Origin of the sequence: Kolteria novifilia, from assembly GCA_007748055.1 — a bacterium.
Lineage (GTDB): Bacteria > Planctomycetota > Planctomycetia > Kolteriales > Kolteriaceae > Kolteria > Kolteria novifilia.
In genome coordinates this window covers 7,589,214-7,613,473 of record CP036279.1, presented here as the reverse complement: position 1 = coordinate 7,613,473, position 24,260 = coordinate 7,589,214, and the positions used below count along the sequence as shown (strand labels likewise).

Below are 24,260 nucleotides of genomic sequence, written 5' to 3'. Positions count from 1 at the left end.
TCGCCCTTCCATAGACTCTACGTCGACACAGGTGGAAAGAGGTACGCGGCTCACCTCTCTCCGCGTCTCCATGGTTTGGCCCTATCGCAATCACCGTCGAGAACGCATCGTTCTCGTCTCGGCCCGCTGATGCCAGCAGCCTGTTAGGAATGATCCACCCACCGCGCCCGGATCCTATCGTGCCGCAAATTCTTAAAGGTGCGCGGCGGATACAATTCCTGGATTGATTGCCTGTAAGGAGAGAATTCTATGGCTTGTCGCCTTTCGGACCATTGCCAAGCGGCAACGTCGAGAAGCCTCTCCTCGGTAAATTGGGAACATCCTTGACTTTCGCGTCGTCAGTCGTTCCTCCCTCGCAACCGCTCGACCACTCGGGCGATGCGATCGACCGCGAGGTCGACCTCCTCCGAGGTGGTGAGACGACTAAGGCTAAAGCGGACGGCTCCGTTCAAGCGGTCCCCCTCCAACCCCATCGCGACCAGCACCGGCGAGGGCTCAAGACTTCCACTCGCGCACGCCGTCCCCGCCGAGCAACAGACCCCCGCCAGGTCGAGCGCCATCAGCAGCTTCTCCGCCGTGGTTCCCGGAAACGAGAGATTGCTGGTGTTCGCCAATCGTCGCTCGGTCGTGCCATTGACGACGGTTCCCTCGAGATGCTTGAGCAACGCGGCTTCGAACCGATCGCGAAGAGCCGCGATCGAAGCGATCTCGGTCGGCATCCGCCGGCACGCTAGCTCGATCGCCTTGCCCAAGCCGACGATGTTGGCGACCGACTCGGTCCCGGGCCGCAGTCCTTGTTGTTGATGGCCGCCACGAAGCAGCGCGGTGCACGAGGTGTCGCGGCGCACGAGCAGGGCGCCGATACCGACCGGTCCGTGCAGTTTGTGCCCGGAGAGGCTCAACGTCGTGACGCCGAGTTCGCGAAAGTCGACGGGGAGACGGCCGATCGCTTGGACCGCGTCGCAGTGGAAGCGGCATCCGCGCGGCATCGACGCGACGAGCTTGGCGATCTCCTGAACGGTACCGGATTCGCCGTTGGCCAACTGGCAGACGACCAGTCGTGTCTCGTCGCGGACTTGCTCGGCGAAGCGATCGACGAACCCCTCGCCGTCGAGGGAAAGCTCTTCGACCCGCATCCCCTTTCGAGCCAGATCCCTGGTCGGTTCGAGCGTACTGGGATGATCGGCGGGATTGAGAAGAACGTGCCCCTCGGGCCGACCGGCGATCGCTGCGACGGCTTGGTTGTTCGCCTCGGTCGCGCCGCTGGTGAAGACGATCTCGCTCGGATCGGCGTGCAGCACCGCGGCGATGCGTTCCCGTGCCCCGTCGATGGCCCGTCGCGCCCGCCGTCCGAGAGCGTGTTGACTCGAGGGGTTGCCGTGGAAGCCGGCGAGGTAGGGCGTCATCTCCTCGAAGACCTCGGGGTCGAGCGGCGTGGTCGCGTTGTTGTCGAGGTAGATCTCGTTCATGTCCCGTTCATGTTAGCGTCGTTCTTTGGAGAGACCTCTCTTGTCCCCCCTCGGCCAAGGGGGAGCGATACGGCTCCCAAGCAAAGCCTCTCTTGTCCCTCTGGCTCGACTGCCGACAAACATCCTCAAATAGCCAAAAAATGGTGAAGAAACGCCGAGGCGGTCGTCAAATCACCTTGCATCGAATCTCGGTCGCCGCTATTCGCCACAGTGCTTCTCGCACGACACCCAGGTTGAGGTAACGCGCGACTCTCCCGCGATGGGAAAGGGAGAGAATCTCTGCAACTCGGGAAGGATAGTCCGTGATAAGACGTTCCTTTCTCGGTCTGGTGCTCTGCTGCTGCGGCATGGGTGTGATCGGGTGTGGTCCGAAAGCGAAACTGCGTGAGGATCCCTTCCACGCGTCGCTCGGGAACCCGGCCGCGTCGCTTGGTGGCGGGCTCTCCGACCGAGACACGGCCCGTGAAGTGAGTACGAGTCCGACGACGTCGGATCCATTTCTCGGTTCGCGGTCGACCGCCTCGGAACCGGCGTCCAGCAACGCGGCGACCAAGGGTGATCCGCCGCCGCGCGATGCCGGCGTTTCGTTCGCCGGCGGCGAAGCGAGCGCCGAGAAGGAAACATCGCCCAAGGCGGGGGACTACGAACGGGCCCGCGATCGGCTGGAGCAGGCGGGCGCTCGCAACATTCGCCTCGAGATGGACGAAGAGACGGGGGAGACCTTTTTCCGTTGCGAGGTGCCCCATCCCGACGATCCCTCGCTGCTTCGAGTCTTCGAAGCCCGTCATGACGACGATGTGAAGTCGATGCACGCGGTCGCCGAGGCGATCGAGACGTGGAAAACAAACCTGGGTCCCAAGGGCTCCTAACCCGTCGTGGAACGGGCGCTCTTCCATCCTCATGGGGATCGGCATTCGCTCGATGTCCGTGACGCGTCGCGGAATCAATCTCGCTAGGTCGACGCGCTACCCACTTCCTCGAGTTTCTGCTCGTACGTTCTTCCCTGTTGAGTTCCGGTTTGGCCCAGCGCGATCTGGTAGAGCTGCTGACCCTTGGCGGTCGGGTAGTCACCGGTGACACACGCTTGGCAGATATCTTCCTCGGACAGCCCGATGGCTCGCGCCAGGGCGTCGATCGGAAGATAACGAAGGGTGTCGGCCTCCAGCGACTCGGCCATGCGGTGTTGCACCTCGTCATTCAATCCGTGCGGATCGTCGAGGAACTTCGGCGCGAAGAGCTCGCCGACAGTCGACATGTCGATGCCGTAGAAGCAGGGAGCAACGATTGGCGGGCACGCGACCCGCACGTGGATCTCGCGGGCTCCTCCCTTGCTGCGCATGTGCTTGATCAGGGCTTTCATCGTCGTGCTGCGAACGATAGTGTCCTCGACGAGGATGACGCGCCGACCTTCCAGGACTTCGCGAAGCGGGGTGTACTTGAGTTTGACGCGGTCGCCGCGACGATTGCCCTCGATGAAGGTCCGACCGACGTAGCGATTGCGGATCAGCCCTTCCATGGAGGGACAGCGAAGCTCGTAGGCCATCGCGTCCGCCGCGGCCTTGGCGGTGTCGGGGACCGGAACGACGATGGTGTCGTCGTCGATCGTGAGCGATTCGGTTCGGGCCAGCTCTTGGCCGAGCCGGGCGCGGGTCTGGTAGACACTCTGGCTGTCCAGCACGCTGGCGACGTTCGCGAAGTAGATCCACTCGAAGAAGCAGTGGGCCCGCTTCTGTCGCGGCGCGATCCGGTCGTGGCGGATCTTGCCATCCTGGATGGTGATGATTTCGCCCGGTTCCATCGACTCGATCTTCTGGAAACCGAGATTCAACAGCGCCACGCTCTCGCTGGCGAACGCGATTAGGGGGCCGTCGACCGCGTAGCAGAGGGGACGAATCCCGAGCGGATCGCGGATCGCGGCCAGCTCGCCCATCGCGTTGAGGTAGAGCAGGTTGTAGGCGCCGTCGAACTTCTTCGCCAGGTTGCGGAACATCTCGACCAAGTCGGGGCGTTCGGCACGCAATTGATAGCTCAAATGATGCTGAATGACCTCGGTGTCGGTCTGACGGGTCAGGTGGTAGTTCTCTTTCTCGAGTAGCTCCTTGGCCAGTTCGCTGTAGTTGGCCAGTTGCCCGTTAAAGGCGAAGGAGAACCACTTCCACTTGCAGCCGTGATGGCGCTCGAAGGGTTGGGCGTAGCTGCGGTCCTCGCGGCCGCAGGTGGCGTAGCGCACATGACCGATGCCGGCGGGAGCGGCGTACTTGGTCATGAGTTTCTCGTATTTCTCGCGTCGATTTAGCCGAAAGGCCTCGATGACCGATCCGATTTCGCGGTAGGTGTCGAGGAGTTGGTCGCGGTCGTGACGGTAGGTGGAGATACCGGCCGCGAGCTGGCCACGGTTTTGGAGGTCCAGGAGCATCCGCGGCAAGAGGCGGGATACTTCGGACTCCATTCCGGGCGGGATGATTGACGAGCCACCTGCGCCGGGAAGATGGTAAATACCCACGATCCCGCACTCGTGGTGGAGTTCGGCCATTGAAGCCCCCTGGTCTCCTGCCGCGATCACCCGACTGAAGCGCGATCTGGGATCGCTCCACTCGAGAGTATCTGGGTCACGGCCATCCCGCTTGACGTAACGGATTATACCACCGAAGCCCTCTGGCGTCCGGCGATTCGCGCTGTCGCTCGAGCGGCGCCGCCTCGGGAACCCCTCCCGTCGTCATCTCTTTCCCTCTTTTGCCCCAAGGTCGGTTCGTGCGGACCTTACCGGAAGCACGGCCGGACGGGGTTTTTCCGATCCTGCCGTTTTCCTCAATCGTGGCGCTTGGGCGACCGATATCGAAGGAAGCGATAACTGGATCGGATCGCGCGTCTCCGTACTCGCGGCCGGAGATGGTGGTGCGCCGCTGAAGGGTTCGCAAGGAGGACACAATGTCGCAACGCTCGCCCCGTTCCCAAGTGGACAGTCGGGCTTTCCGGCCGATGATGGAATCACTCGAGGACCGCGTCGTCTTCGATGTCGGCGGCCTAAATTCTGGATCCACCTTCGAAGGGCCCCGAGAAGAGGATGCCTCGGTCTTTCAGCAAGGTTCCAACGCCAATGGTGCTGCGTCGTTCAACCGACTCTTCGCCGTCACCAACGACGTGGTCCAACTTACCAATAAGGACGGGACCGAGCCCAGCCCGGGCAACGACGTCGCCTTCGTCAACAGCTTCTTCGCGCTCAGTGGCGGTGGCGATCGGGATGCCCCGCAAACCCTTGTCGGCGACACCTCCTACAACGCCCCCATTCTTGGGGCCACGGAGGTCAAAACACTCTTCGACCAGTTCACGTTCGGCATCGGGCAACGAATGGTCTTCGCCGGAACCCAAGCGGTCGACGCGGCCAATAATGGAACCGCGTCGCGATTGTGGCTCGGTGTTTCCGAAGGCGTCGATCCGTCGGTCGTCATCAACGGCTCGTCGGCTCCCACTGGTGAAGCGTGGCATCTTTACGAGTTCGAACTGGAACTGCTCGGACTCGATGCGAGCGAGTACGCGTCGCTCACCGGGCTCGGCATGTCCCAGGGCGAGCTGGTCCTGACCTTCAACATCCACTCGCGGGTCGCGACGACGCTCTCCGATGGCACGGCGATTCCCGTCAATGGCTTGATCGATAGTCGCATCCTGATTGTGCCGAAGTCGCTGGTGTACGACGGGGCACAGGTCAATCCGGACAACCTCATCACCGCCACGCCCGGAACCGAACTCTACAGTCCGCGCGAGATCGCCGGCATCTCCGGCCAAGACTATTGGCTACAGCCGACGCATAACTTCGACAGTGGGAACACGTTCCACATCGTCGCGCTGAACGTCAATGAGGACGGCGAACTCCAGTCGGCCAACAACCTCACCGACTACGCGAAGATCTACACGATCAACACGACGACGCCGAACTTGCAGACGACGACCACTGGATTGCAGATCAGCGAAGTCGGCGATCTGACCGACTTTGGCGAACCCCTCAACGCCGACGATGGGGACATCGATCCGATTCAGCTCAGCATGTCGAATTCGGCGGCCGTCGATCAGAGTCGACTCGCCCAAGACATCATCGGCACGGGTGCGGGCAACGCGGTCCTTCGCGATGGTCAGATCTGGACCACGCACACCGTCGGCGAGAACGGCATCAATTCCGAAGCCGATGTCCGCTGGTATCAAATTGACGCCTCCACGTTCCAACTCGCCACGATCGACGGCACGATCAACGCCGGCTCGGTCAACGAATTGGCGATCGGCTCGGCGGCGGAGTTCTTCCCGCAGATCATGGTCGCCGCCGACGGAAACATGGCGATCCAGTTCGCCGCCAACCCGCTCACACGCGTCGGGGCCTACTATACCGGCCGCATGGGAACCGATACCGCGGGAACGACGGTCGATCCGATCACCTTCCGCACCGGCAATGCCGACTACGGGCCGTCCGAAGGCTTGCAGACGCCCTTCTATCCCTTCGACACGTGGGGCCGCTGGACGGGCATCGCGATCGATCCCGATCCGAACAATCAACCGGCCAACGGAACGCGGTTCTGGATCTTCGGCCCATCGGCCGACACCTCGCCCTTCGCGGTTGGCCAGTGGACCACGGGATGGGGAAGCTTCGACATCACGGGCGGGGCCTCGCCACCCCCTCCCCCCGGACCGCCCCCGCCCTCGGGCAATACGACGGACAATCCGCCGTTGTTGCCGCCCTACGCGGAGGAACCGACGCTCGTGCCGACGATCTACGATCGTTCCGGCGGTCTGCATCTAATCATCGCGATCGACGCGTCGGCGAGCATGAGTGAGTTCGAGCTCTTCCCGAACCAGGACGTCAACTACGACCGCGTGCTCAACGAGCTCGACGATCGCAACAACGACGGCATTCGCGGGGACGATCTCGACTACATCATCGCTCTGTTGGAACGCTCCCCCTTGCCGCAAGAGACGATCTCAATCGTGATCTACGGGTCCAGCGCGGTCACGCTGGCGATGGATCCAAACGGGTCGATCGCGACCGGCATCGACGACGATGTCGATCTCAACGGCACCGCCGACTGGATCGACGTGTTGCGGTCGATTCGTGAAGGGGAGGGTGGCTACTTCGATGAGGCACACGTCGGAACCGACAACACCTTCTACACCCCGGCGCTGCAGCAGATCTCGTCCGTCTACCAGACGCTGATCGCCTCTCCAGGAAGTGGCGGGTTTGGGTTCAACCCAGGCAACGTCAGTGCCGCGATGTTCTCCGACGGCTCGGGACGATTCATCCTGGCCGACCCGGACAACCCGACGCCCGGGGAGATGCCGATCCTGGCGGCGAACATCATCGGTCCCTACTTCAACGACTTCGACGGTCCGGTCTTCGGCTATGCCGCCACCGTCTCGACGGGAGCCGCCGGCTCGATGGTCTTCACCACCGACCAGCAGGGTCTCGTCTTCAACAACGTCGCGGTCACCTTCCCCAATGGGGGCTATCCGCAACGATTGAGCTTCTACAACGAGCTCACCCAACAAACCGAACCGGCTCCGTTCAATCTCGAGCCGGGACAATTGACGCTCTACCAGGTTCTCACGGGACTGTTTGAGGATGGGTCGGTCGCCAATCCGGGCGAGTCGATCATCTTCCCCGATCTGTTCGTCACGAGGACGTTCACCAACCGGGAGCTGACCAATCAGGAGCGATGGGCTCTCGAGGGCGGCGTCGCCCAACAGAGCATCTCCTCGGCGGCCTTTCTCGGATGGTGGGATTCGCGCACCGCCGAGGAAGCCGCTGCCGACGCCGCGGAGCGCACAAGTCGCTCCGAGGGGAGCAATGAGGAGGTCGAGGACGAGACCCTTGTTGTCGACGTCTCGAAGGATTCCGAACTCGACTACGAGAGCCTCGACGATGTCTTTGACGTGATCTAGTCGTCGGACCTCACGCCATGGACAGAGGCGCCGAAGAGAGCCGAAACGGTCGGCTTTCGGCGCCAAAAGGTTTCAAAACGGTCGAGACTCGATGCGAATCGGTTCGAAAACGGTCGACTTTGGCGCGAATCAGCGCCAACGACAAACGGACTGGGTCTCCCCGGAGATCGAATCGACCAGCCAGCCCGCCCGAGGGTCGTCGTTCCGGCGACTCTCCGGCAAGGCTACTTCGCGAGCAGCGACTGCCCCGACATCTCCGCCGGTTTCTCCAATCCCAACAAATCGAGCGCCGTCGGCGCGATGTCGGCCAAACGACCTCCCTCCCGCAACGACTCTCCCTTCGAACCATCATCGACCACGATCAGCGGCACATCGTACGTCGTGTGGGACGTGTGCGGACCACCCGTCTCCGGATCGACCATCTGCTCGGAATTCCCGTGATCGGCGGTGACGATGAGAGCCCCTCCCTTGGCCAGCACCGCCTCGACGATCTTCCCGACACACTCGTCGACCGTCTCGACCGCCTTGATCGCGGCCGGGAGTGAACCGGTGTGACCGACCATGTCCCCATTGGCGTAGTTGAGCACCATGAGGTCGTACTTCTCCGAGTCAATGCGGCGCAACATCTCCTCGGTCACCTCGTAGGCCGACATCTCCGGCTTCTGGTCGTACGTCGAGACATCGCGGGGCGAGGGAATGATCTGCCGATCCTCACCGTCGAAAGGTTCTTCGCGGTAGTCATTGAAAAAGAAGGTCACGTGCGGAAACTTCTCCGTTTCGGCGCAGCGGAATTGCTTGAGGCCCAGTTCTGCCACGTACATCCCGAGGATGCCCGCCATCTTTGGGGGCTTAGGGCACGCGACATTGACCGGCAGTCCCTTCTCGTACTCCGTGAGCGTGACGTAGAAGAGGTCGAGTTTCTTGGGACGATCGAAGCCCATCATCGTCGCCTCACCCTCCTCCTTCACCTCGTAGGGAAAGGTGTCGAAGACGAAGGCTCGGGAGATCTCCCGCGGGCGATCGCCCCGGAAGTTGAAGAAGACAACCGCGTCACCATCCTCGATCGTGGCGAGCGGGTTCTCGTCCCCATCGACGATGACGGTCGGTTCGATGAATTCGTCGCCCGATCGCGAGGGTTCGGTTGGGTTCTCGTAATAGTCCTCGAACGCAGCCTTGGCGGAGGCGACCTTCTTGCCCTTGGCCTCGGTGAGGAGTCGATAGGCTTTCTCCACGCGGTCCCAGCGATTGTCGCGGTCCATCGCGTAGTACCGGCCGATCACCGACGCTACCCGGCCCACGCCGAGGCGCTGCATCGTCGCTTCGATCTTTTGGCAGAACCCGGCCCCGCTCTTCGGCGCCGTGTCGCGTCCATCGCCAAAGCAGTGGACGAAGACCTTCTCGCCGGGGACCTCGAAGCGCTTGGCCATCTCGAGCAGCCCGTCGAGGTGATCGAGGGAGCTGTGGACGCCGGCGCTGCTGGCCAGCCCCATGAAATGGAGCTTGCTCCCCTTCTTCTTGACGTGCTCCATCGCCGCGCGGAGGGTTTCGTTCTCGAAGATCCCGCCGGAACGGACCAATTTCGAGAGTCGCAATAGTTCCTGGTCGACGATCCGGCCGGCGCCGATGTTTTGGTGGCCGACTTCGCTGTTACCCATGATGCCCGCGGGCAAGCCGACGTCCTCGCCGGAGGTATGGATCAGGGCGGTCGGGTAGGTCTCCATGAGTCGGTCGGCGACGGGGGTTTTGCCAAGGAAGACGGCGTTGGCGTCATTCCCTTTGGGGTCGGGATTCTGGCCCCAGCCGTCGCGGACAATGATGACCACGGGACGTCGTTTGAGTTCAGGCATCGTGGCCCTCTCCTTGCGAGCGATTCAATTCTTGGGCGTCGATCGTGGCATGCCGATCCGAGCATGCACGCCAGACCTCGCCGATCAGCGTGTTTCGGAGGGCATTCTAGGTGGGCCGAGGAGAAGGAGAAGCACCAGCGCGCCGGGAAAGCCGCCCGCGCGCGATCGATCGAAGTCTCCCATCCAAAATCGATCGTTGACTTTACGTCATTTGGCGGCTACGAACGTCGATTGGGGGGGTGAATCTCTTGATGAACGATTGCTGCTGACGACGAGCCAATCAGGTCGTCCCAACTTGCGAGGGAGACTTCCGGGTCGAGGGACCACCAAAAGCCCGGCCTGGCTCTTCGTTACCTTGATCGCACGCTCGCTTTCGCTAGTCGCGAAAGTGGGCCGAGTGGCAAAGTCATGTCCAGGGAGATCACCGATGGGACCGCAAACGTTACGGATAAGGGACAGAGGTTTCACGCTTGTCGAGCTTCTCGTCGTCATCGCGATCATTGGAGTCTTGGTCGCCCTGCTCTTGCCCGCGATTCAGCAGGCTCGTGAAGCGGCGCGTCGCAGTCAGTGCGCGAACAACTTCAAGCAGCTCGGCGTCGCGCTGCACAATTACCACGACGCCCATGGCGCGTTTCCGCCCGCGGTGATTACCACCGAGGACGCGGGCAATGTCTGCAATCCCAACACGGGTGGCCGCGACGCGAGCCGTGCCCCTTGGACCGTCATGCTTCTCCCCTTCATGGACGAGCAGCAACGCTACGATCGCTTCAACTTCGAACAGCCGTTTCCCTACGGCATGAACACTTCGGGCGTTGGCCACAACGGCATCGGAGCGGCGAACATTCCCCAAGTCCTTGACCCACTCGCGAAGTTTCAATGTCCTTCCGATCCTCTCTCGGGCAATACGCCGCGGAACAACTATTTCGCGTGCATGGGAGGAGGCCCCCAGCCGCCGACCGGTGAAGACGCCGCGTACCCCTGCGCGAACAACGATGCGGGACTGCAGTTGGCCGTCTTTTTCAACAACGGCACGATGTTCATCAACTCGAAGGTGAGGTTGGCCTCCCTTTCCGATGGCTCCGCCAAGGTCTTCGCGTTGGGAGAGAGCGTCTATCAGAACGCGCGCAGCGGGTTTCCCAGCGCCTACAACACCTGGGCGACGGGCACTCATCCCGGGACCGGACGTTGGGTGATGCTCAGTTCAACGGCCGCCGCCGTCGACTCGATCAACAGTCGGCCTTTCAATCGAGGAACGACGGGAAATTGGGTTGACCAGAACCGGCTCTTCGGAAGCCATCACCCAGGAGGATGCTATTTCGCGATGGGGGATGGCTCGACTCACTTCGTCAGCGAGACCATTGACCTTCAAGTCTACAGGCAACTTGCCGCCCGCGACGACAACCAGCCTCTGGGTGGCGTATCCGACTAGCTCGGTCAAAGCCTGACTCTCGGGTGCCACTGGCCGGCTGTCGGCCAGTGAAAACGATTGGTGTCACCGTCAACCCGAACTTGGGTGTTTGACCGTGCACGAGCAACTCGTCAACGTCTGACGTTTGGGTGCCATTGGCTGCTTGTCGGCCAGTGCCACCGTTCGACGATTCGCGCGAGGTTCCTACCTCGGTGGCTCGGCCTCAGGAGTCCCCTTGGGCAAGCGGCCCCGGCGGAGACGCTGAAGCGTTGTCCAAATCGTCGCGGGAGCCGTGGGTCGTTTCCGAACCGATGACCCTACGCCGAAGCCATTGACAGGCAGACCCGCCCACCCGGCGTCTACTTCCCCGCCGTGAGCGCTTCGGCGATGGTGCCGGGGAGGAGGTTGATCTTACTCTTGACCAGTTGGGCAGTGGCGCCGACGGCTTTGCCCTTCTTTTCGTTCTCGGCATTGATCAGCGAGGAGAGCAGGATCACGGGAATGTTGCTGGTTCGCTTGTCCTGACGCAGTCGCGACGTCAGGTGAAGACCATCCATCAGCGGCATCTCGATGTCGGTCACGACGACGTCGAGGGGTGGAACCCCCGAGTGTTGATTGACCCAGTTCCAGGCATCCTGGCCGTTGTTGAAGATGTGAAGATCGTCGACGCCCGCCGCTCGCAGAAGATCGGTCGTCATCGTTTGAATCATCAGCGAATCCTCCGCGTAGAGGATCCGCTTACCAAGTAGCGGCTTCGCATGAGAGGCTTCCGCTTCGGCAACCAATCGGGACTTGCGGCCGTTGATCTCCTCACTGATCTTCTCGAGGTCGACCATCAGGACGATATCCTCGTCGATGACCGTCAAGCCGGTGAAGAGGTTGCGATCGCTGTCGCACAGTTCGGGCAGCGGCCGCATCTTCTCCCAAGAGATGCGGTAGATCCGGTCGACGCGATCGACGCGGAACGCGACCGACTGGCTGTTGAAGACGGTTACGATGACTTGCGAATCGTGCGAGTCGAGGGACTTGGACGTGTCGAGCTTGGCGAGCTGCTCGGGCGCGTTGAGCTGGAAGTACTTTCGCAGCGAGACCATCGGCATGACTAGGTCCCGCAGTTTGCAGAGCCCATCGAGCGACTCGTGGGCGTTGGGGACCGGGCGTACCTTGGGCGGATGGACCACTTCGCGGACCTTGGCCCCGTTGATGCCGTACCGATGCTCGTCGAGATGAAAGACGAGGACCTCGAGCTCGTTGGTGCCTGCCTCGAGAAGAATGTTCGTCCCGAGGTGGGATTGCGTGGTCGGCGGCTTGGCGATGGTGGTCAAGAGAGGGCTCTCCCAAGAGACTCCACGAAAGGGACGATGCCAACGGGCCCGATCGCGCTGGGCTCCAATAGCACGGAATCGCTGATCGCGCAGGACGCAGCATGCGCGGCTTTAATTCGTTTGGCAGTGAAATATAGCTCGCTTCTTGGCGATCGCAAACTTTCTGTCCAGTCCGCACCGGGACAAGAGGACTACGTCACTCGATGCTTCTCGTGCCCTGGGTCGCTAAGTCGACGTAACCGTCAGATTCCCCGGTGGTTAGACGTGCGAACAGGATGATCGCGCCGGTCGCGCCAGCGAGGAAAAGCGACTCGCGTCTCTCATGGTGATCGAGCTCACACAGGCGAGGCCACCATCCCGCCGATAATCCCTCCAGTGAACCAAGCGTTCCATGCGAGGAAGAACCATGTCCACGTTCCACAAGTCCCTCTCCTTGGCCCTCCTTGTCGGGGCCCTCTCCGCCGTTGGATCGGCCCAAGCAGCTGGCGTCGCTTGGCGCGACGACATGACCAGCGCCCTCAACGAGTCCCGTCAATCCGGCAAGCCGGTCCTCATGACCTTTACCGCGTCGTGGTGCCACTACTGCCATCGCATGTTCGACGAGACCTTTTCCAACGATCGGGTCGCTCGGCACATCAACGGCTGTTTCGTTCCGCTCAAGGTCGATGTCGACGCCAATCCCTCCGTCGCCCGAGCCATCGGTGTGCGAAGTTTCCCCACCACAATGGTGCTCACGGCCGACCAAGTCGTCCTTCGCAAGCTGAGCGGTTACCAGGATGTTCCGCGATTCCTTAAGGGCATCGACGGCCTTTGTCCAAAACAGCGGCCTCTTGCGGCGAAAACGACTCCCTTGGTCGCGGCCCGGGCGGAGGAACGGCCCGAATTCGGCGGCGTCTGCTTGGTGAGCATGTTGGAGGAGCAGCAACTACGCCGGGGAGACGAGCGATTCATGGTCCGGGAGGCGGGAATGACGTATCACTTCGCGTCGCAAGCCAAAGCGGATCGTTTCCGGGCCGACCCGAAGCGCTACCTACCGGTCGCGGGTGGCGCGTGTGTCATGTCGACGGGCGGGATGAAGGGCGATGTCCGGCACGCCGCGGTCTACATCGACCGTCTCTGGCTCTTTTCAGGCGAATCGAGCCGCGAGCGATTTCTCGCCGCTCCCTACCGCTTTGTGCCGGAAGACGTCAAGCGAGAGTGGTACGAGGCACAGCGTCGATCGCGCTGAGACGTGGGAAGCTGCCCGCGGCGGTCTTCCCCCTCGTTAGAAAGCGTTGCCATCCAACCTTCCTCTGTTCCAAGGGGATTGCCATTCAGCATCCCCCCTTGGGCAAGGGGGAGCGGTTGAAGTCAATCCCTTGGGCAACCATCGCTTATCCAATATCCTGGCTCGTCGAACCCGCCTTTTTCCAAGTCCGTTCTCGCTCCCGAGATCCTTTCAGAACAAGTTCCTCGATAGGTCTGGCAAAAGTTGGACGACCCGAGTATGAGGAGGCGGCTCGGAGAAGAGATCCTTCCGGGCATGAGTTGGTGCCAAGAGCGGTAACCCGCGAAGGCATAAGTACTTCGAACGTTTCGAGGTGAGTCGAAATGGGCGCGGCCGTGACGTCGAGATCTTCACGAGACGTGAGAACAAAGCGCGCCCTGATCACCGGAATCTCGGGTCAGGACGGGAGCTATCTCGCTGAAGTCCTGCTTGAGAAGGGCCGGGATGTTCATGGGATGGTGCGCAAGCTCGGCCCCGAGTTTCCCGCCAGACTTGCCCATCTTCGCGATCGGATCGCGCTCCACCAAGGCGATCTTGCGAATGCGTCCTCCATGGAAGAACTCATCTCCCGCGTCGAACCCGACGAAATTTACCATTTGGCCGCGGAGACGTCGGTCTCGGCGTGCATGGAGTTCCCCGAGGCGGCGTGGCAGATCACCGGGCTCGGTCCCGAGCGCGTCTTCGACGCGGTCCGCAAGCACGCCCCCGGAGCGCGCATCTTTCACGCCAGCTCCAGCGAGGTCTTCGGCGAACCCAAGGAGACCCCTCAGTCCGAAACGACGCCGTTTCATCCGCGAAACGACTACGGTCGGGCGAAGGCGTACGCTCACCGGATGGCCCATCACTACCGGGAGCGGCATCGTCTCTTCATCGGCGTCGGGATCCTTTTCAATCACGAGTCCCCCCGACGAGGGGCACGCTTCCTCACCCGGAAAGTGAGCCACTCGGTCGCGAAAATCGCGTTGGGTCAGGACCGCGAACTTCATCTCGGCGATCTGCATGCCCGGCGCGATTGGGGCTATGCCGGCGATTTCGCCCGGGCGATGCCGCTCATTCTCGAGGCGGACGCTCCCGAGGACTTCGTCATCGGAACGGGCATGGCCCATTCGGTCGAGGACTTCGTTCGGGCCGCGTTCAATCATGTCGGTTTGGACTGGCACGACTACGTGGTGATCGATCGCGAGCTGATGCGTCCCCAGGAGTCGGGCATCGTCCAGGCCGATCCCTCCAAGGCGAAAACCGTCCTCGATTGGGAACCCTCGATCAGCTTCGAGGAACTCGCCGCGATGATGGTTGAAGCCGAGATGACGTCGCTCCGCGGCGGACGCTCGGCGCAGTCGAACGTCGCCTAACAGCACTCTGACCCGATCCCTACCGTTGCCCCGCGCCTTTCCCCTTCATGCTTTTTCCGATGCCGGTGCTCCGCGGCGCGATCTGGATATAGTTTCCTTTCGGTGATGTTGCCGAACTCCACCACCGTCCCCTTCGTGCGAGGTCGCGCGGATGGCGTTCCTCAAGCGTATCGATCGCGGAGAATTCCTTGTCGACGGACACAATCATGGCGTTCCTACACCAGCTCAAGACGGATCGGGAGCTTCGCCGAAAGGCGCACGCCATCGATCGCGTTGATCCGGCCGACGCGATCGCCGCGGTCATCGGCTTGGCGGAGTCGGAAGGGTATTCGTTTAGTGTCGTCGACTACGTCAACTTGGTGAAGGGACAGGTCGCCGAACGCCATCGCCGCGCCGGGGTCGAGGTCGACGAAGCCGAACTCAACGCCCGCGCGGGGGCCGCCGCCGGGAAACCGATGTTGGTTGCCTGGGCGCTCACGGAGAAGGAACACCATCACTAGAGCTGCGTCAAGCGCTAGGTTTCGGGTTGTGAACCCACGATCACTTCTCACTGGCTGACAAGCAGCCAGTGCCACCCGAACATTGGGTCTTGGTTGGTTCGTTCGCCACATTGAATCTCGGCCCTCAGATCGCGCGGAGGATTGCCCAATCATAGGCGTTTTCCGCATGCCCACGGCCAGCGTGAGCATGGCACCCAAGAGTCTTTTAGTCCATGAACTAACCAATCACGACACTAGGCGTCCATCCCTTTGGCATGCTCCGCTGGGAAGAGGGGGAAGCCTTCACTTTCCAAACTACTTCCAAACGTCACCGCGATACTTTCCGAACGTCATCGCCTTCATTTTCCGAACGTCATCGCGTTACTTTCCGAACGGCAACGCCTTCATTTTCCGAACGTCATCGCGTTACTTTCCGAACGTCACCGCCTTCATTTTCCGAACGTCATCGCGTTACTTTCCGAACGGCAACGCCGTTCTCTGGTGGAGCCCAGGGTCGCGCTTCGCGCACCCTGGGTACCGGTTCAAATAACAAACCAACCCCGACAGGGGTTGTCTAGCCGCTCCTGCCTACCCAAAGCAACAACTTGCCGGATCAACGACCGTTTCCCACATGTCCACGTAACATGGCACCCAGATGGAGAGCGCAGGCTGCACTCAATGAGTCACCACCGAACGAAAGTTGATCGAACGGCATCTCCTTCCTAGACAACACAGGCTTCGCGAATTAGGATTGGGAGGGATGCTTCGCGGCGACGCCCCTCTGGGACTCTTCCTGAATGAAGCCACCTCTTCTCCGCGCTTGGACGCGCGTGTTGCACTTCGATCTTCTTGAAGATCGGATCGTGCCGACGAGTTCCCCACTACCAACCGAGTTGAGCCACAGTGAGTGGCGCAATCTCACCTTCACCATCGACGATACCGAGGTCGCGGCGCCAAGCGCTGACGACAACTTGGTCACCGCGGACACGCAGGCGACCAATCTGATAGGGCTCCCGTCGGCCCAGGCCAACTATCCCTATCGCGGAACCGGCTACTCGATCGCCGTGATCGATTCGGGGATCGACTACACGCACCCGGCCTTTCTCGGTCCGGGCGGTAGTCGCGTCATCGCCGGGTACGACTTCTTCAACGACGACGCCGACCCGATGGACGACAACGGCCACGGCACCCACGTCGCCGGCATCGTCGCCAGCAGTAACGCGAACTTTCCCGGCGTCGCCCCCGACGCCAACTTGATCGCGCTCAAGGCCCTGGGAGCCAACGGTTCGGGGAGTTTCGGCGATATCGAAGATGCCCTGCGTTGGGTCGCGGAGAACCAAGAGCGCTACAACATCGTCGCGGTCAACATGTCGCTGGGATCGGGGTCGTTTCTCTCGAATCCCTACTTCTTCTTTGAGGACGAGTTCTCGATCCTGCGTTCGCAGGGTGTCTTTGTCGCGGCGGCTTCGGGCAACGGTTTCTACAACGTCGGCAGCTCGATCGGGATCGCCTACCCGTCGATCAGTCCACAAGTCGTTTCCGTCGGCGCCGTGTGGGACGCGAATGTCGGGAGCGTCGGATTCACCAGCGGCGCCCAGGACTTCACGACCGGCCCCGACCTGATCACCTCCTTCACGCAGCGTTCGGCCGACCTCGATTTGCTCGCTCCAGGAGCGGCGATTACCAGCGCCGACCTCGGGGGAACCTACGCGACACGAGCGGGGACCTCGATGGCGAGTCCGGTCGTCGCCGGAGCCGCGGCGATTCTTCACCAGGCGCTCGACGCCGCGGGACTGGGCGGGTTGGCGCATCAGGACTTTATGCTCTCGCTCTTTCAGGACCGCGGTGTGTCGGTCTTCGATGGCGACGACGAGAACGACAACGTCATCAACACGGGTTTGACATTTTCGCGGCTCGATCTCGCGGCCGCGCTCGATGCGGTGGCGACCCTTTCGGGAGCCCCGCCGGTCAACGTCACGGAGATCAACGTCGGGGTCTATCGCAACGCGACCTTCTCCATCGACGCCAATGCCAACGGCATCTGGGATGGGGGGGATGTCGAGTTCGGGTTCGGGCTCACGAATGACCAACCGATCATCGGGTCGATCGATGGTGAGAGCTACTGGGGCGTCTTCCGGGGCGGCGAGTTCATCTTCGATGCCAACCGGACGATGGGTTGGGACGCCGGGGATCTCTCGCTTCCCTTCGGCGTCGCGGGAGATATCGCGATCACGGGAGTCTGGAGCGCGGGCGCGGGCGAGTATCTCGGCATTTTCCGCGACGGCTCGTTCATCCTCGACGCCAACGGCGATGGAGTTTTCGGCGTCGACGACCAGATCGTCAATTTCGGGACCGTCGGGGATCTTCCGATCGTGGCCGACGTCGACGGCGATGGGGTTGACGAACTCGGCATCGTTCGCGGCAACGAGTGGTACATCGACCTCGATCGCAACGCGATCTTCGACACTCGCGACCTCTACCTGCGACTCGGTGGTCCCGGCGCGGAGCCGGTCGTCGTCGACGGCCCGACTGGCGAAGCGGACTACCTTGGCGTTTTCGAAGGGGGGGTTTGGAGCTTCGACACCAACCGCGATGGACTGCTCGATGGCCGCGATCAGCAGTTGATCTTCGGATTGGCGGGGGACGCTCCGGTCGCGAGCGACTGGATGGTCAACGCGCCGACGACGTCGGAGGTTCTCTTCGCGCCGCTGTCGCAACAGAGTCTCGCGACGATGGTGGCCGACCCGGAGCAAGAGGAGGAGGAAATTCGCGAGGAGATGTTCCTCTCCGACTCCGAGGAGCGAATGGACGACGACGATCTCGACGACGAGGCGGTGATTCGACTGATCGCGCTCAATCGCTTCGCGAACTTGGGGGGCGGAAGCGGGTTTCAAGGCGGAGCCGCCAACCCGATCTTCTACCGACCGGCTGTCCGCGACTCACTCGACGAGACGGGACTTGGCGACCGGCTTTCTTCCTTCGAAGTCCCGGAGGCGTCCGGTCGTCGGAGTGATCCGCGGGCCAACGCGGGCGGGCAGTCGCTGTTCGAACCGGGCGATGATGAGCTGGAAGCCGATGCGGAGCCGATGACGGAGGAGGAACTTCTCCGCGTGCTGCGGCAGCGTTGGCAAGAGCTGATCGACTGGATCCACACGATGCGCGAACCCGACGGCGACCAGGCCGAGTCGAACTCGCGGGAGAGCCAGTAGGACATCGTCCGCGCTTCGAGTGGCGGGCGTGCCTGGCCGCGGCCCGCCAGGGAGAGTTGGAGCGCCAAACCGACTACGCCGCTTCGGCGGCTGGGGCGGGAGGTTCGTTCGCGAAGTATTCGGTGAACTCGTCGATCACTTCGTGGGCCGGGCCGTCACGATGGACGCGTCCGTCGGAAAGCCAGATCACCCGATCGCAGAACTGCTTGATCGTGTTCATGTCGTGGCTGATCATCACGACGATGCCGGCCTGGCCGATCATGTCCCGCATGCGTTGGTGAGCTTTTCGTTGAAAGCCCGCGTCGCCGGCGGAGAAGACTTCGTCGATGAGCAAGACGTCGGGTTCGATCGCGGTCGAGATCGCGAACGCCAATCGCGTCACCATCCCCGCCGAGTAGTTTCTCACCGGCACGTCGAGGAACTCGCCCAGCTCCGAAAAGCTCGCGATGTCGTTGAACTTCGGTTTGAGCGTCTTGGGCGTTTCGCCCTGCAAGTAACTACGGTACGCGATGTTCTCGCGACCGGTCGCGTCGGGCTCGAAGCCGAGGCTGATGTCGAAGAGCGAGCCGATGCTCCCCTCGACAGTCCGCGTGCCGGTCGTCGGGGTGTAGACACCGGCCATCAGTTTGAGCAGGGAGCTCTTGCCGGCGCCGTTGCGGCCGATCATGCCGACGCGCTCGCCTTTCTCGATGTTCAGGGTGACGCCCTTGAGAGCCTCCACCCGGGTCGGACCCGGATTGGCCCCACGCTTGAAGGAGCGAACGAGTACTTCCTTGAACGAGACGCGATGAGCGAATCGTATCGTGTAGGTGATGCCGACCTCGTCGAGCACGATCCTGGGCATTCCCGTTCCGTCCTTTTCAAACCCGTGGCCGAAGCCCTATCGGTGATCCCACGCCCGTCTACTCAAAGGTAGAAGACGACCTTCTTCTCCATGCGCGCAAGTGCCGCCATCGCCAGCGCCGTCATGGTCGCCACGATGAGCACGGCCGATCCGTATGTCGCCATCGAGGGGACGGTGCCGTCCATGATCGGCTCGCGAATCAGCGAGAGAAAGATCGCGACGGGGTTGTACGAGAAGACCCACTGCAGGGCGCGGCCCCTGGCGAGGTCCGGCGGATAGATGATCGGCGACGCGTAGAAGACCAACTGTAGGCCCACTTCCGCCAAGTGCTGGGTATCCATGAACTGGAGCGACATGAGCCCCGCCAGCGTCGCGATTGCCCATCCCAATAAGAGGAGCAGAAAAACGCTCGGCAAGAGCGAGAAGAGGGCCCACGGATTGGGCAACCCTCGCAAGAGGAAGGCCGCCACGATCGCGATGCCCAGCGCGAGTAGGAAATGGACCGCCGCTGCGAGGACCGTCCTTAGTGGATAGATCGCCATCGGCGTCGGTAACTGCCTGATGTAGTGCTCTCCTTGGAAGAAGGAGAGGGAACCCTGCAGCGTCACCGCCGCGATGAAGTTCCAACAAGACAGACCGCAGATCAGGAATGGGCCGAAATCACGGATATCCTGATGAAAGACGGTATGGAAGACCGCACAGATCACGACCGAGAAAGCGATCGGCTGCAATAGGGACCAGCCTAGCCCCAAGACGGAGCGGCGGTACCGATTGCGCAGATCGATCTGCACGAGCGAGAACCAAAAGTACCGGAGCTTCCAAATATCGCTGATGTATTGCTGCATCTGCGACTCACGTTCCCTAAGCGATGGGTGGCTCATCCAACGTGGGCGCACCAACGTCCTTACAGATCGGCAGATCGGCCCGCAAACGACCACCCAAAGATGACACAAGACCATCTCCCGGCGGGAGGATGGGACTTTGGATGTCCTGCTTGGATCAATGGGAGCGACCTGACACGACGAGCTGGGCCGTTCTCATTGCCACGCCATGTGCCAAGCGAAGGAAAACGTGTCAACTCGAACGCGAGGGACTGGGACGAAAAGTACGAGGGAGCTCGCGAGCGAACGTTCCATCTTGGCGAACTTGCCGCGACCAGCCCAGTTTGCCACGCCATGACGAGTTCCCGAATTCGTCGACCCTTTGCCCTTAATGGGCTGGTCGGGAGTTCCTTGAAAAGCCGATCGAGTAGGGAGGAGATTCGCCTTGATTCGTCCTCGCCTCGGATCTATGGTCCGGCCCTTACACGAGGAGGCGAGCACGACGCTTCGGTTTTCGAGTCGGGCTTCCCAAGTCAACAAAGGCCTATCGAGGTTGGCATGATGGATTTGACGTCCAAAACAATCGTCGTGACCGGTGGTGCGGGTTTCCTTGGGCGTCACGTGGTGCAACGACTACGTAAAGACGGCTGTCGCAAGGTGATTGTCCCTCGCAGTCGCGAATACGATCTCTGTCACGACGCCGACGTTTGTCGCTTGCTCAAAAACGCCGAGCCCGACGTCATCTTCCACTTGGCCGCGAAGGTCGGTGGGATCGGGGCCAATCGCGACAACCCCGGCAGCTACCTCTACGAAAACCTCATCATGGGCACCCAGCTCATCGAACGCAGCCGCCAGTTCGGCGTCAGCAAGTTCATCATGGTCGGCACCATCTGTGCCTACCCGAAGTTCACGCCGGTCCCCTTCAAGGAGGATGACCTCTGGTGTGGCTATCCCGAAGAGACCAACGCTCCCTACGGCTTGGCCAAGAAGCTGCTCATGGTCCAGCTCCAAGCCTACGAGCAACAATACAAGTTCCAGGGTGTCAACGCTCTGTTGGTGAACCTCTACGGCCCGGGCGACAACTTCGACCTGCACTCCTCGCACGTCATCCCGGCGCTGATTCGCAAGTTCATCGAGGCCAAGAACAAGAGAGAGTCCGTTGTTCCGGTTTGGGGGACGGGCAAGCCGACGCGCGAGTTCCTCTTCGCCGAGGACGCCGCTCGGGGTCTCAAGATGGCGGCCGAGAAGCTCGACGATGCCGAGCCGGTCAACATCGGCACCGGGCACGAGATCGCGATCAAGGATTTGGCGGAGATGATCGCCGCGAAGGTCGGCTTCGATGGGGAGATCGCGTTCGAATCGGACAAGCCTGACGGCCAGCCGCGTCGTTGTCTCGACGTCACGCGGGCGAAGGAGCGTCTTGGCTTCGAAGCGGAGATCTCGCTTTCGGAAGGTCTCGACCGCACCATCAACTGGTACATCGACGAGCAGAAATCCAAGTCCGCCGCGTAGTTCGGCGCTCGTCTTCGACTCTTACTGCTCCCCCTTGTCGAGCCAGGGGCGCCAAGCTGCCCTGGCGGGCTTGGCTTGGAGTTCTTACTGCTCCCCCTTGTCGAGTCAGGGGCGCCAAGCTGCCCTGGCGGGCTTGGCTTGGAGTTCCTATTGCTCCCCCTTATATAGAGGGGGTCTCTTCTCTTCCTCTCTTCTTCCAAACACAGCTCAACGCAACACAACGTTGTCCCCCTTGGACAAGGGGGGACGTTCAATGGACACCCCCAAGGGCAAGCGGGACGCTAGAGGCTCACCCTGGGCGATCAGACGACCAACCCGCACCCCGGCGCTTGCGTCGCTCCGTTCCATCCCGGTGACGCCCTCTAGTCACCCGAGTACGCGATCCCTCCCTCATCGGCCATCCGTTTTCCTTCGGGAGACCCCGAGGGGGACTCTGCCGGACAGGCTCGATCGGAGCAGTGCGGGACCGATTCAGCCCCATGTTGCTCACTGTGAATCGCCGCGGAGTCCTCGCGCGAGAACCAGCGGCTCAGCAAATCTTGTAGGAAGAACATCGCTTCCCTCCTCACTTCTTTTTCGTTCGGTGCTCCTAAATTCTATCGATGAGCCGCTCGTCTCCCGGCCGCGTCCATGGGTCATGGTGACCGAATGTGCCGCATGCGTGTGGTAGTGAAGTGAGGGCTCGTGGCGTCCATTTCCTGCGAGGCGCGACAACGTTCCCAACGGAACCGCTCCGCGCTCGTTCCGGCCCGAGCCAATGGAGGACACTTGGTGTCTTCGGAGGAGTGGGAGGCAAATGGATAGCGGTCGCTCGCTCCCAAGAAACGCCGAATCCCCCTTCCGAAATCGGAAGAGGGATCCGCGAGGGTCAACTTGTCTGATACGAGGCCGCTATTCAAGCCGCCTTGATGTGCTTGTGGCGCTTCGACTGGCCGGCGAGCTTCTCGACGTCGCTCTTGACCATGTCGCTGACGAGCTGCTTGAAGGAACACTCCGGCTCCCAACCGAACGCTTCCTTCGCCTTGGTCGGATCGCCAAGAAGCAGATCGACCTCCGCCGGCCGGAAGAACTTCGGATCGATGACGACGTGCTTCTGCCAGTCGAGACCGACCGCGCCGAAGGCCAGCTCGACGAACTCGCGAACGGTGTGCGTCTCGCCGGTGCCGACGACGTAGTCATCGGGCGTGTCGGCTTGCAGCATCATCCACATCGCGCGGACGTAGTCGCCGGCGAAGCCCCAGTCACGCTTCGAATCGAGGTTGCCGAGGCGAAGCTCCGTATCGAGGCCGTGGTAGATCCGGGCGACGCCGTTGGTGATCTTACGGGTCACGAACTCGAGCCCACGACGGGGCGACTCGTGATTGAAGAGGATGCCCGAGCAAGCGAACATGTCGTAGCTCTCGCGGTAGTTGACGGTGATGTAGTGACCGTAAACCTTCGCGACGGCGTAGGGGCTGCGCGGGTAGAAGGGAGTCGTTTCCTTCTGCGGCGTCTCGAGCACCTTGCCGAACATTTCGCTCGAGCTGGCTTGGTAGAACTTCGCCGACGGGCAGTGATGACGGATCGCCTCGAGCAAGCGGGCGACGCCCAGGCCGGTGAATTCGCCGGTCATGAGCGGCTGCGTCCAGCTCGTCGGGACGAACGACTGGGCGGCGAGGTTGTAGACCTCATCGGGTTGGATGCTCTTGACGAGCGTCGACAGGCACGACTGGTCGAGCAGATCGGCTTGGACGAGGTTGATCTTGTTTTGGATATGTTCGACCCGTTCGAGGTTCGGGGTGCTCGCACGGCGATGGGTCCCGTAGACCTCATAGCCCTTTTCGAGCAGCAACTCGGCGAGGTAGCTGCCATCTTGGCCCGTGACCCCAGTGATCAGCGCCGTCTTGGACATAGGTAAGGTTCTCCCAAGATCCCAGATTCTCTGGTCTATTTCGTTTCCGGCGTGGCATCGACGGGTGAGCGTGTCCCGACCCGGAGCGACTCCGCGACGCCCGAGCCTGACTCGAGTGCGTCTCCGGGGGCTCTATGATCGACTGGCAGGATCTGTCAAGCTTGCTTCTGCTGGAACGGCGGGTAATTTCCGCACGGAAGTGGCTCCAGTGACGCCCGAAGGGCCGCGACGCGGGCCGCATCGATCCCGTTGGTCCGGTCGTCGTCGGCACACGCGGCGCCCCGGACCGCAATGATCGCGGGGCGGATATCGGCCGGAGCGTTCGCCAGCGACCGGACCGAATCGGCCCGCAACGACCCGGCGACGGCGAAGGCGATGCCCGCGCGGCGGGCCGTCGTGACTAAGCCGCCAACCGCGTCGAGCGACAACCAGTTCTCAAGAGAGGTCCCATCTTTCCCAAAGGTGTCGAGGAGCAGCAGGCGCGACGAGGAGGCCATCGCCCAGTCGAGAACATCCGCGGGAGCAGGGGCCTCGGCTCGCTCGTGGTCGGCGTAAGCGACGGGGACCAGACGAGGCCCAAACTCCCATCGTTTCGCCAACTTGCCAAGTTGCTCGCGCCAGTTAGTGGCGTGTGCGCGAGCGAGGCCGACCTTGGCGAAGTCGAGGTCCGCGCGAAGGTCGGTGGGCCATGGAGTGCCCAGTTCCCCCAATTCGCCGAGCGCCGCGGAGACCACTCGAGAGTCCTGTTGGCGGACCACCTCCAGGATCTCCCGGATGACATGCGGGTCGGCGGCCCCGAGCGAACCTCGGTCGGGTTCCTTGACGTCGATGATCTCGGCCCCGCCGTCGAGGGCGGCGGTCGCCTCCGCCGGGGATCGGACGCTTACTAAAAGTCGGGGTCTCGCCACCTCCAT

Annotated in this window: 17 protein-coding genes; 8 read left to right on the top strand and 9 right to left on the bottom strand. The window is 61.9% G+C overall.

Annotated elements, in window-relative coordinates:
- Nucleotides 1-338: 338 nt before the first annotated feature.
- Nucleotides 339-1,469, bottom strand: a complete 1,131-nt coding sequence (locus Pan216_RS27910; RefSeq protein ID WP_145263496.1) for a cysteine desulfurase family protein — start codon at nucleotides 1,467-1,469, stop codon at nucleotides 339-341.
- Between the two features lie 302 nt (nucleotides 1,470-1,771).
- Between Pan216_RS27910 and Pan216_RS27905 the strand changes: the two genes are divergently transcribed.
- Complete coding sequence (locus Pan216_RS27905; protein WP_145263494.1) at nucleotides 1,772-2,338, top strand: hypothetical protein; 567 nt, start codon at nucleotides 1,772-1,774, stop codon at nucleotides 2,336-2,338.
- An 83-nt stretch (nucleotides 2,339-2,421) separates the two neighbouring features.
- Here Pan216_RS27905 and Pan216_RS27900 read toward each other — a convergent pair whose 3' ends face one another.
- Complete coding sequence (locus Pan216_RS27900) at nucleotides 2,422-4,002, bottom strand: amidophosphoribosyltransferase (RefSeq protein ID WP_145263492.1); 1,581 nt, start codon at nucleotides 4,000-4,002, stop codon at nucleotides 2,422-2,424.
- 395 nt (nucleotides 4,003-4,397) lie between these two features.
- Here Pan216_RS27900 and Pan216_RS27895 point away from each other — a divergent pair, with 395 nt between their 5' ends.
- Nucleotides 4,398-7,391 (top strand): hypothetical protein, encoded by a 2,994-nt coding sequence (locus Pan216_RS27895; protein ID WP_145263490.1) that lies wholly within the window; start codon nucleotides 4,398-4,400, stop codon nucleotides 7,389-7,391.
- A gap of 224 nt (nucleotides 7,392-7,615) precedes the next feature.
- Here the strand turns inward: Pan216_RS27895 and gpmI are convergent, their stop codons facing one another.
- The gene (gene gpmI, locus Pan216_RS27890; protein ID WP_145263488.1) at nucleotides 7,616-9,238 is read right to left on the bottom strand and encodes a 2,3-bisphosphoglycerate-independent phosphoglycerate mutase; all 1,623 of its coding nucleotides are present in this window, start codon (nucleotides 9,236-9,238) and stop codon (nucleotides 7,616-7,618) included.
- A gap of 427 nt (nucleotides 9,239-9,665) precedes the next feature.
- Here gpmI and Pan216_RS27885 point away from each other — a divergent pair, with 427 nt between their 5' ends.
- Nucleotides 9,666-10,667: a DUF1559 domain-containing protein gene (locus Pan216_RS27885; protein ID WP_145263486.1), complete on the top strand. Its 1,002-nt coding sequence runs from the start codon at nucleotides 9,666-9,668 to the stop codon at nucleotides 10,665-10,667.
- Between the two features lie 338 nt (nucleotides 10,668-11,005).
- Here Pan216_RS27885 and Pan216_RS27880 read toward each other — a convergent pair whose 3' ends face one another.
- Nucleotides 11,006-11,971, bottom strand: a complete 966-nt coding sequence (locus Pan216_RS27880) for a chemotaxis protein CheV (RefSeq protein WP_145263484.1) — start codon at nucleotides 11,969-11,971, stop codon at nucleotides 11,006-11,008.
- Nucleotides 11,972-12,377: 406 nt separating this feature from the next.
- On the opposite strand from Pan216_RS27880, the gene Pan216_RS27875 reads away from it, so the two are divergent.
- The 4 genes from Pan216_RS27875 (at nucleotide 12,378) to Pan216_RS27860 (ending at nucleotide 18,278) form a co-directional block, all read left to right on the top strand.
- Nucleotides 12,378-13,199, top strand: coding sequence for a DUF255 domain-containing protein (locus tag Pan216_RS27875; protein WP_419193088.1), 822 nt, complete (start codon nucleotides 12,378-12,380; stop codon nucleotides 13,197-13,199).
- A 398-nt stretch (nucleotides 13,200-13,597) separates the two neighbouring features.
- Entirely contained in the window at nucleotides 13,598-14,590 is a 993-nt protein-coding gene (locus Pan216_RS27870) for a GDP-mannose 4,6-dehydratase (protein ID WP_419193087.1), read from the top strand.
- Between the two features lie 188 nt (nucleotides 14,591-14,778).
- Nucleotides 14,779-15,090, top strand: a complete 312-nt coding sequence (locus Pan216_RS27865; RefSeq protein ID WP_145263478.1) for a Nif11-like leader peptide family natural product precursor — start codon at nucleotides 14,779-14,781, stop codon at nucleotides 15,088-15,090.
- A gap of 776 nt (nucleotides 15,091-15,866) precedes the next feature.
- Nucleotides 15,867-18,278, top strand: coding sequence for a S8 family peptidase (locus tag Pan216_RS27860; RefSeq protein ID WP_145263476.1), 2,412 nt, complete (start codon nucleotides 15,867-15,869; stop codon nucleotides 18,276-18,278).
- 73 nt (nucleotides 18,279-18,351) lie between these two features.
- On the opposite strand, the gene Pan216_RS27855 is transcribed toward Pan216_RS27860, so the two are convergent.
- Both Pan216_RS27855 and Pan216_RS27850 read right to left on the bottom strand, forming a co-directional pair.
- A complete protein-coding gene (locus tag Pan216_RS27855; RefSeq protein ID WP_145263474.1) occupies nucleotides 18,352-19,122 on the bottom strand; it encodes an ABC transporter ATP-binding protein in 771 nt (256 codons plus the stop codon).
- Between the two features lie 62 nt (nucleotides 19,123-19,184).
- Entirely contained in the window at nucleotides 19,185-19,967 is a 783-nt protein-coding gene (locus Pan216_RS27850) for an ABC transporter permease (protein WP_419193086.1), read from the bottom strand.
- Nucleotides 19,968-20,504: 537 nt separating this feature from the next.
- Between Pan216_RS27850 and Pan216_RS27845 the strand changes: the two genes are divergently transcribed.
- Complete coding sequence (locus Pan216_RS27845; protein ID WP_145264505.1) at nucleotides 20,505-21,455, top strand: GDP-L-fucose synthase family protein; 951 nt, start codon at nucleotides 20,505-20,507, stop codon at nucleotides 21,453-21,455.
- Nucleotides 21,456-21,817: 362 nt separating this feature from the next.
- Here the strand turns inward: Pan216_RS27845 and Pan216_RS27840 are convergent, their stop codons facing one another.
- From Pan216_RS27840 to Pan216_RS27830, 3 genes are all read right to left on the bottom strand, one after another.
- Complete coding sequence (locus tag Pan216_RS27840) at nucleotides 21,818-22,009, bottom strand: hypothetical protein (RefSeq protein WP_145263470.1); 192 nt, start codon at nucleotides 22,007-22,009, stop codon at nucleotides 21,818-21,820.
- 341 nt (nucleotides 22,010-22,350) lie between these two features.
- Nucleotides 22,351-23,346: a GDP-mannose 4,6-dehydratase gene (gmd, locus tag Pan216_RS27835; RefSeq protein ID WP_145263468.1), complete on the bottom strand. Its 996-nt coding sequence runs from the start codon at nucleotides 23,344-23,346 to the stop codon at nucleotides 22,351-22,353.
- A gap of 155 nt (nucleotides 23,347-23,501) precedes the next feature.
- Nucleotides 23,502-24,260 carry a (5-formylfuran-3-yl)methyl phosphate synthase gene (locus Pan216_RS27830; protein WP_145263466.1) on the bottom strand — a complete coding sequence of 253 codons (759 nt, stop codon included), beginning with the start codon at nucleotides 24,258-24,260 and terminating at the stop codon, nucleotides 23,502-23,504.

Excerpts from the sequence above, each read along its gene's own strand:
- Pan216_RS27900 (WP_145263492.1), bottom strand. The coding sequence starts at position 4,002 with ATGGCCGAACTCCACCACGAGTGCGGGATCGTGGGTATTTACCATCTT.
- Pan216_RS27860 (WP_145263476.1), top strand. The coding sequence starts at position 15,867 with ATGAAGCCACCTCTTCTCCGCGCTTGGACGCGCGTGTTGCACTTCGAT.
- Pan216_RS27910 (WP_145263496.1), bottom strand. The coding sequence starts at position 1,469 with ATGAACGAGATCTACCTCGACAACAACGCGACCACGCCGCTCGACCCC.
- Pan216_RS27830 (WP_145263466.1), bottom strand. The coding sequence starts at position 24,260 with ATGGAGGTGGCGAGACCCCGACTTTTAGTAAGCGTCCGATCCCCGGCG.
- Pan216_RS27855 (WP_145263474.1), bottom strand. The coding sequence starts at position 19,122 with ATGCCCAGGATCGTGCTCGACGAGGTCGGCATCACCTACACGATACGA.
- Pan216_RS27850 (WP_419193086.1), bottom strand. The coding sequence starts at position 19,967 with ATGCAGCAATACATCAGCGATATTTGGAAGCTCCGGTACTTTTGGTTC.
- Pan216_RS27875 (WP_419193088.1), top strand. The coding sequence starts at position 12,378 with ATGTCCACGTTCCACAAGTCCCTCTCCTTGGCCCTCCTTGTCGGGGCC.
- Pan216_RS27895 (WP_145263490.1), top strand. The coding sequence starts at position 4,398 with ATGTCGCAACGCTCGCCCCGTTCCCAAGTGGACAGTCGGGCTTTCCGG.
- gpmI (WP_145263488.1), bottom strand. The coding sequence starts at position 9,238 with ATGCCTGAACTCAAACGACGTCCCGTGGTCATCATTGTCCGCGACGGC.
- gmd (WP_145263468.1), bottom strand. The coding sequence starts at position 23,346 with ATGTCCAAGACGGCGCTGATCACTGGGGTCACGGGCCAAGATGGCAGC.
- Pan216_RS27840 (WP_145263470.1), bottom strand. The coding sequence starts at position 22,009 with ATGTTCTTCCTACAAGATTTGCTGAGCCGCTGGTTCTCGCGCGAGGAC.
- Pan216_RS27885 (WP_145263486.1), top strand. The coding sequence starts at position 9,666 with ATGGGACCGCAAACGTTACGGATAAGGGACAGAGGTTTCACGCTTGTC.
- Pan216_RS27845 (WP_145264505.1), top strand. The coding sequence starts at position 20,505 with ATGGATTTGACGTCCAAAACAATCGTCGTGACCGGTGGTGCGGGTTTC.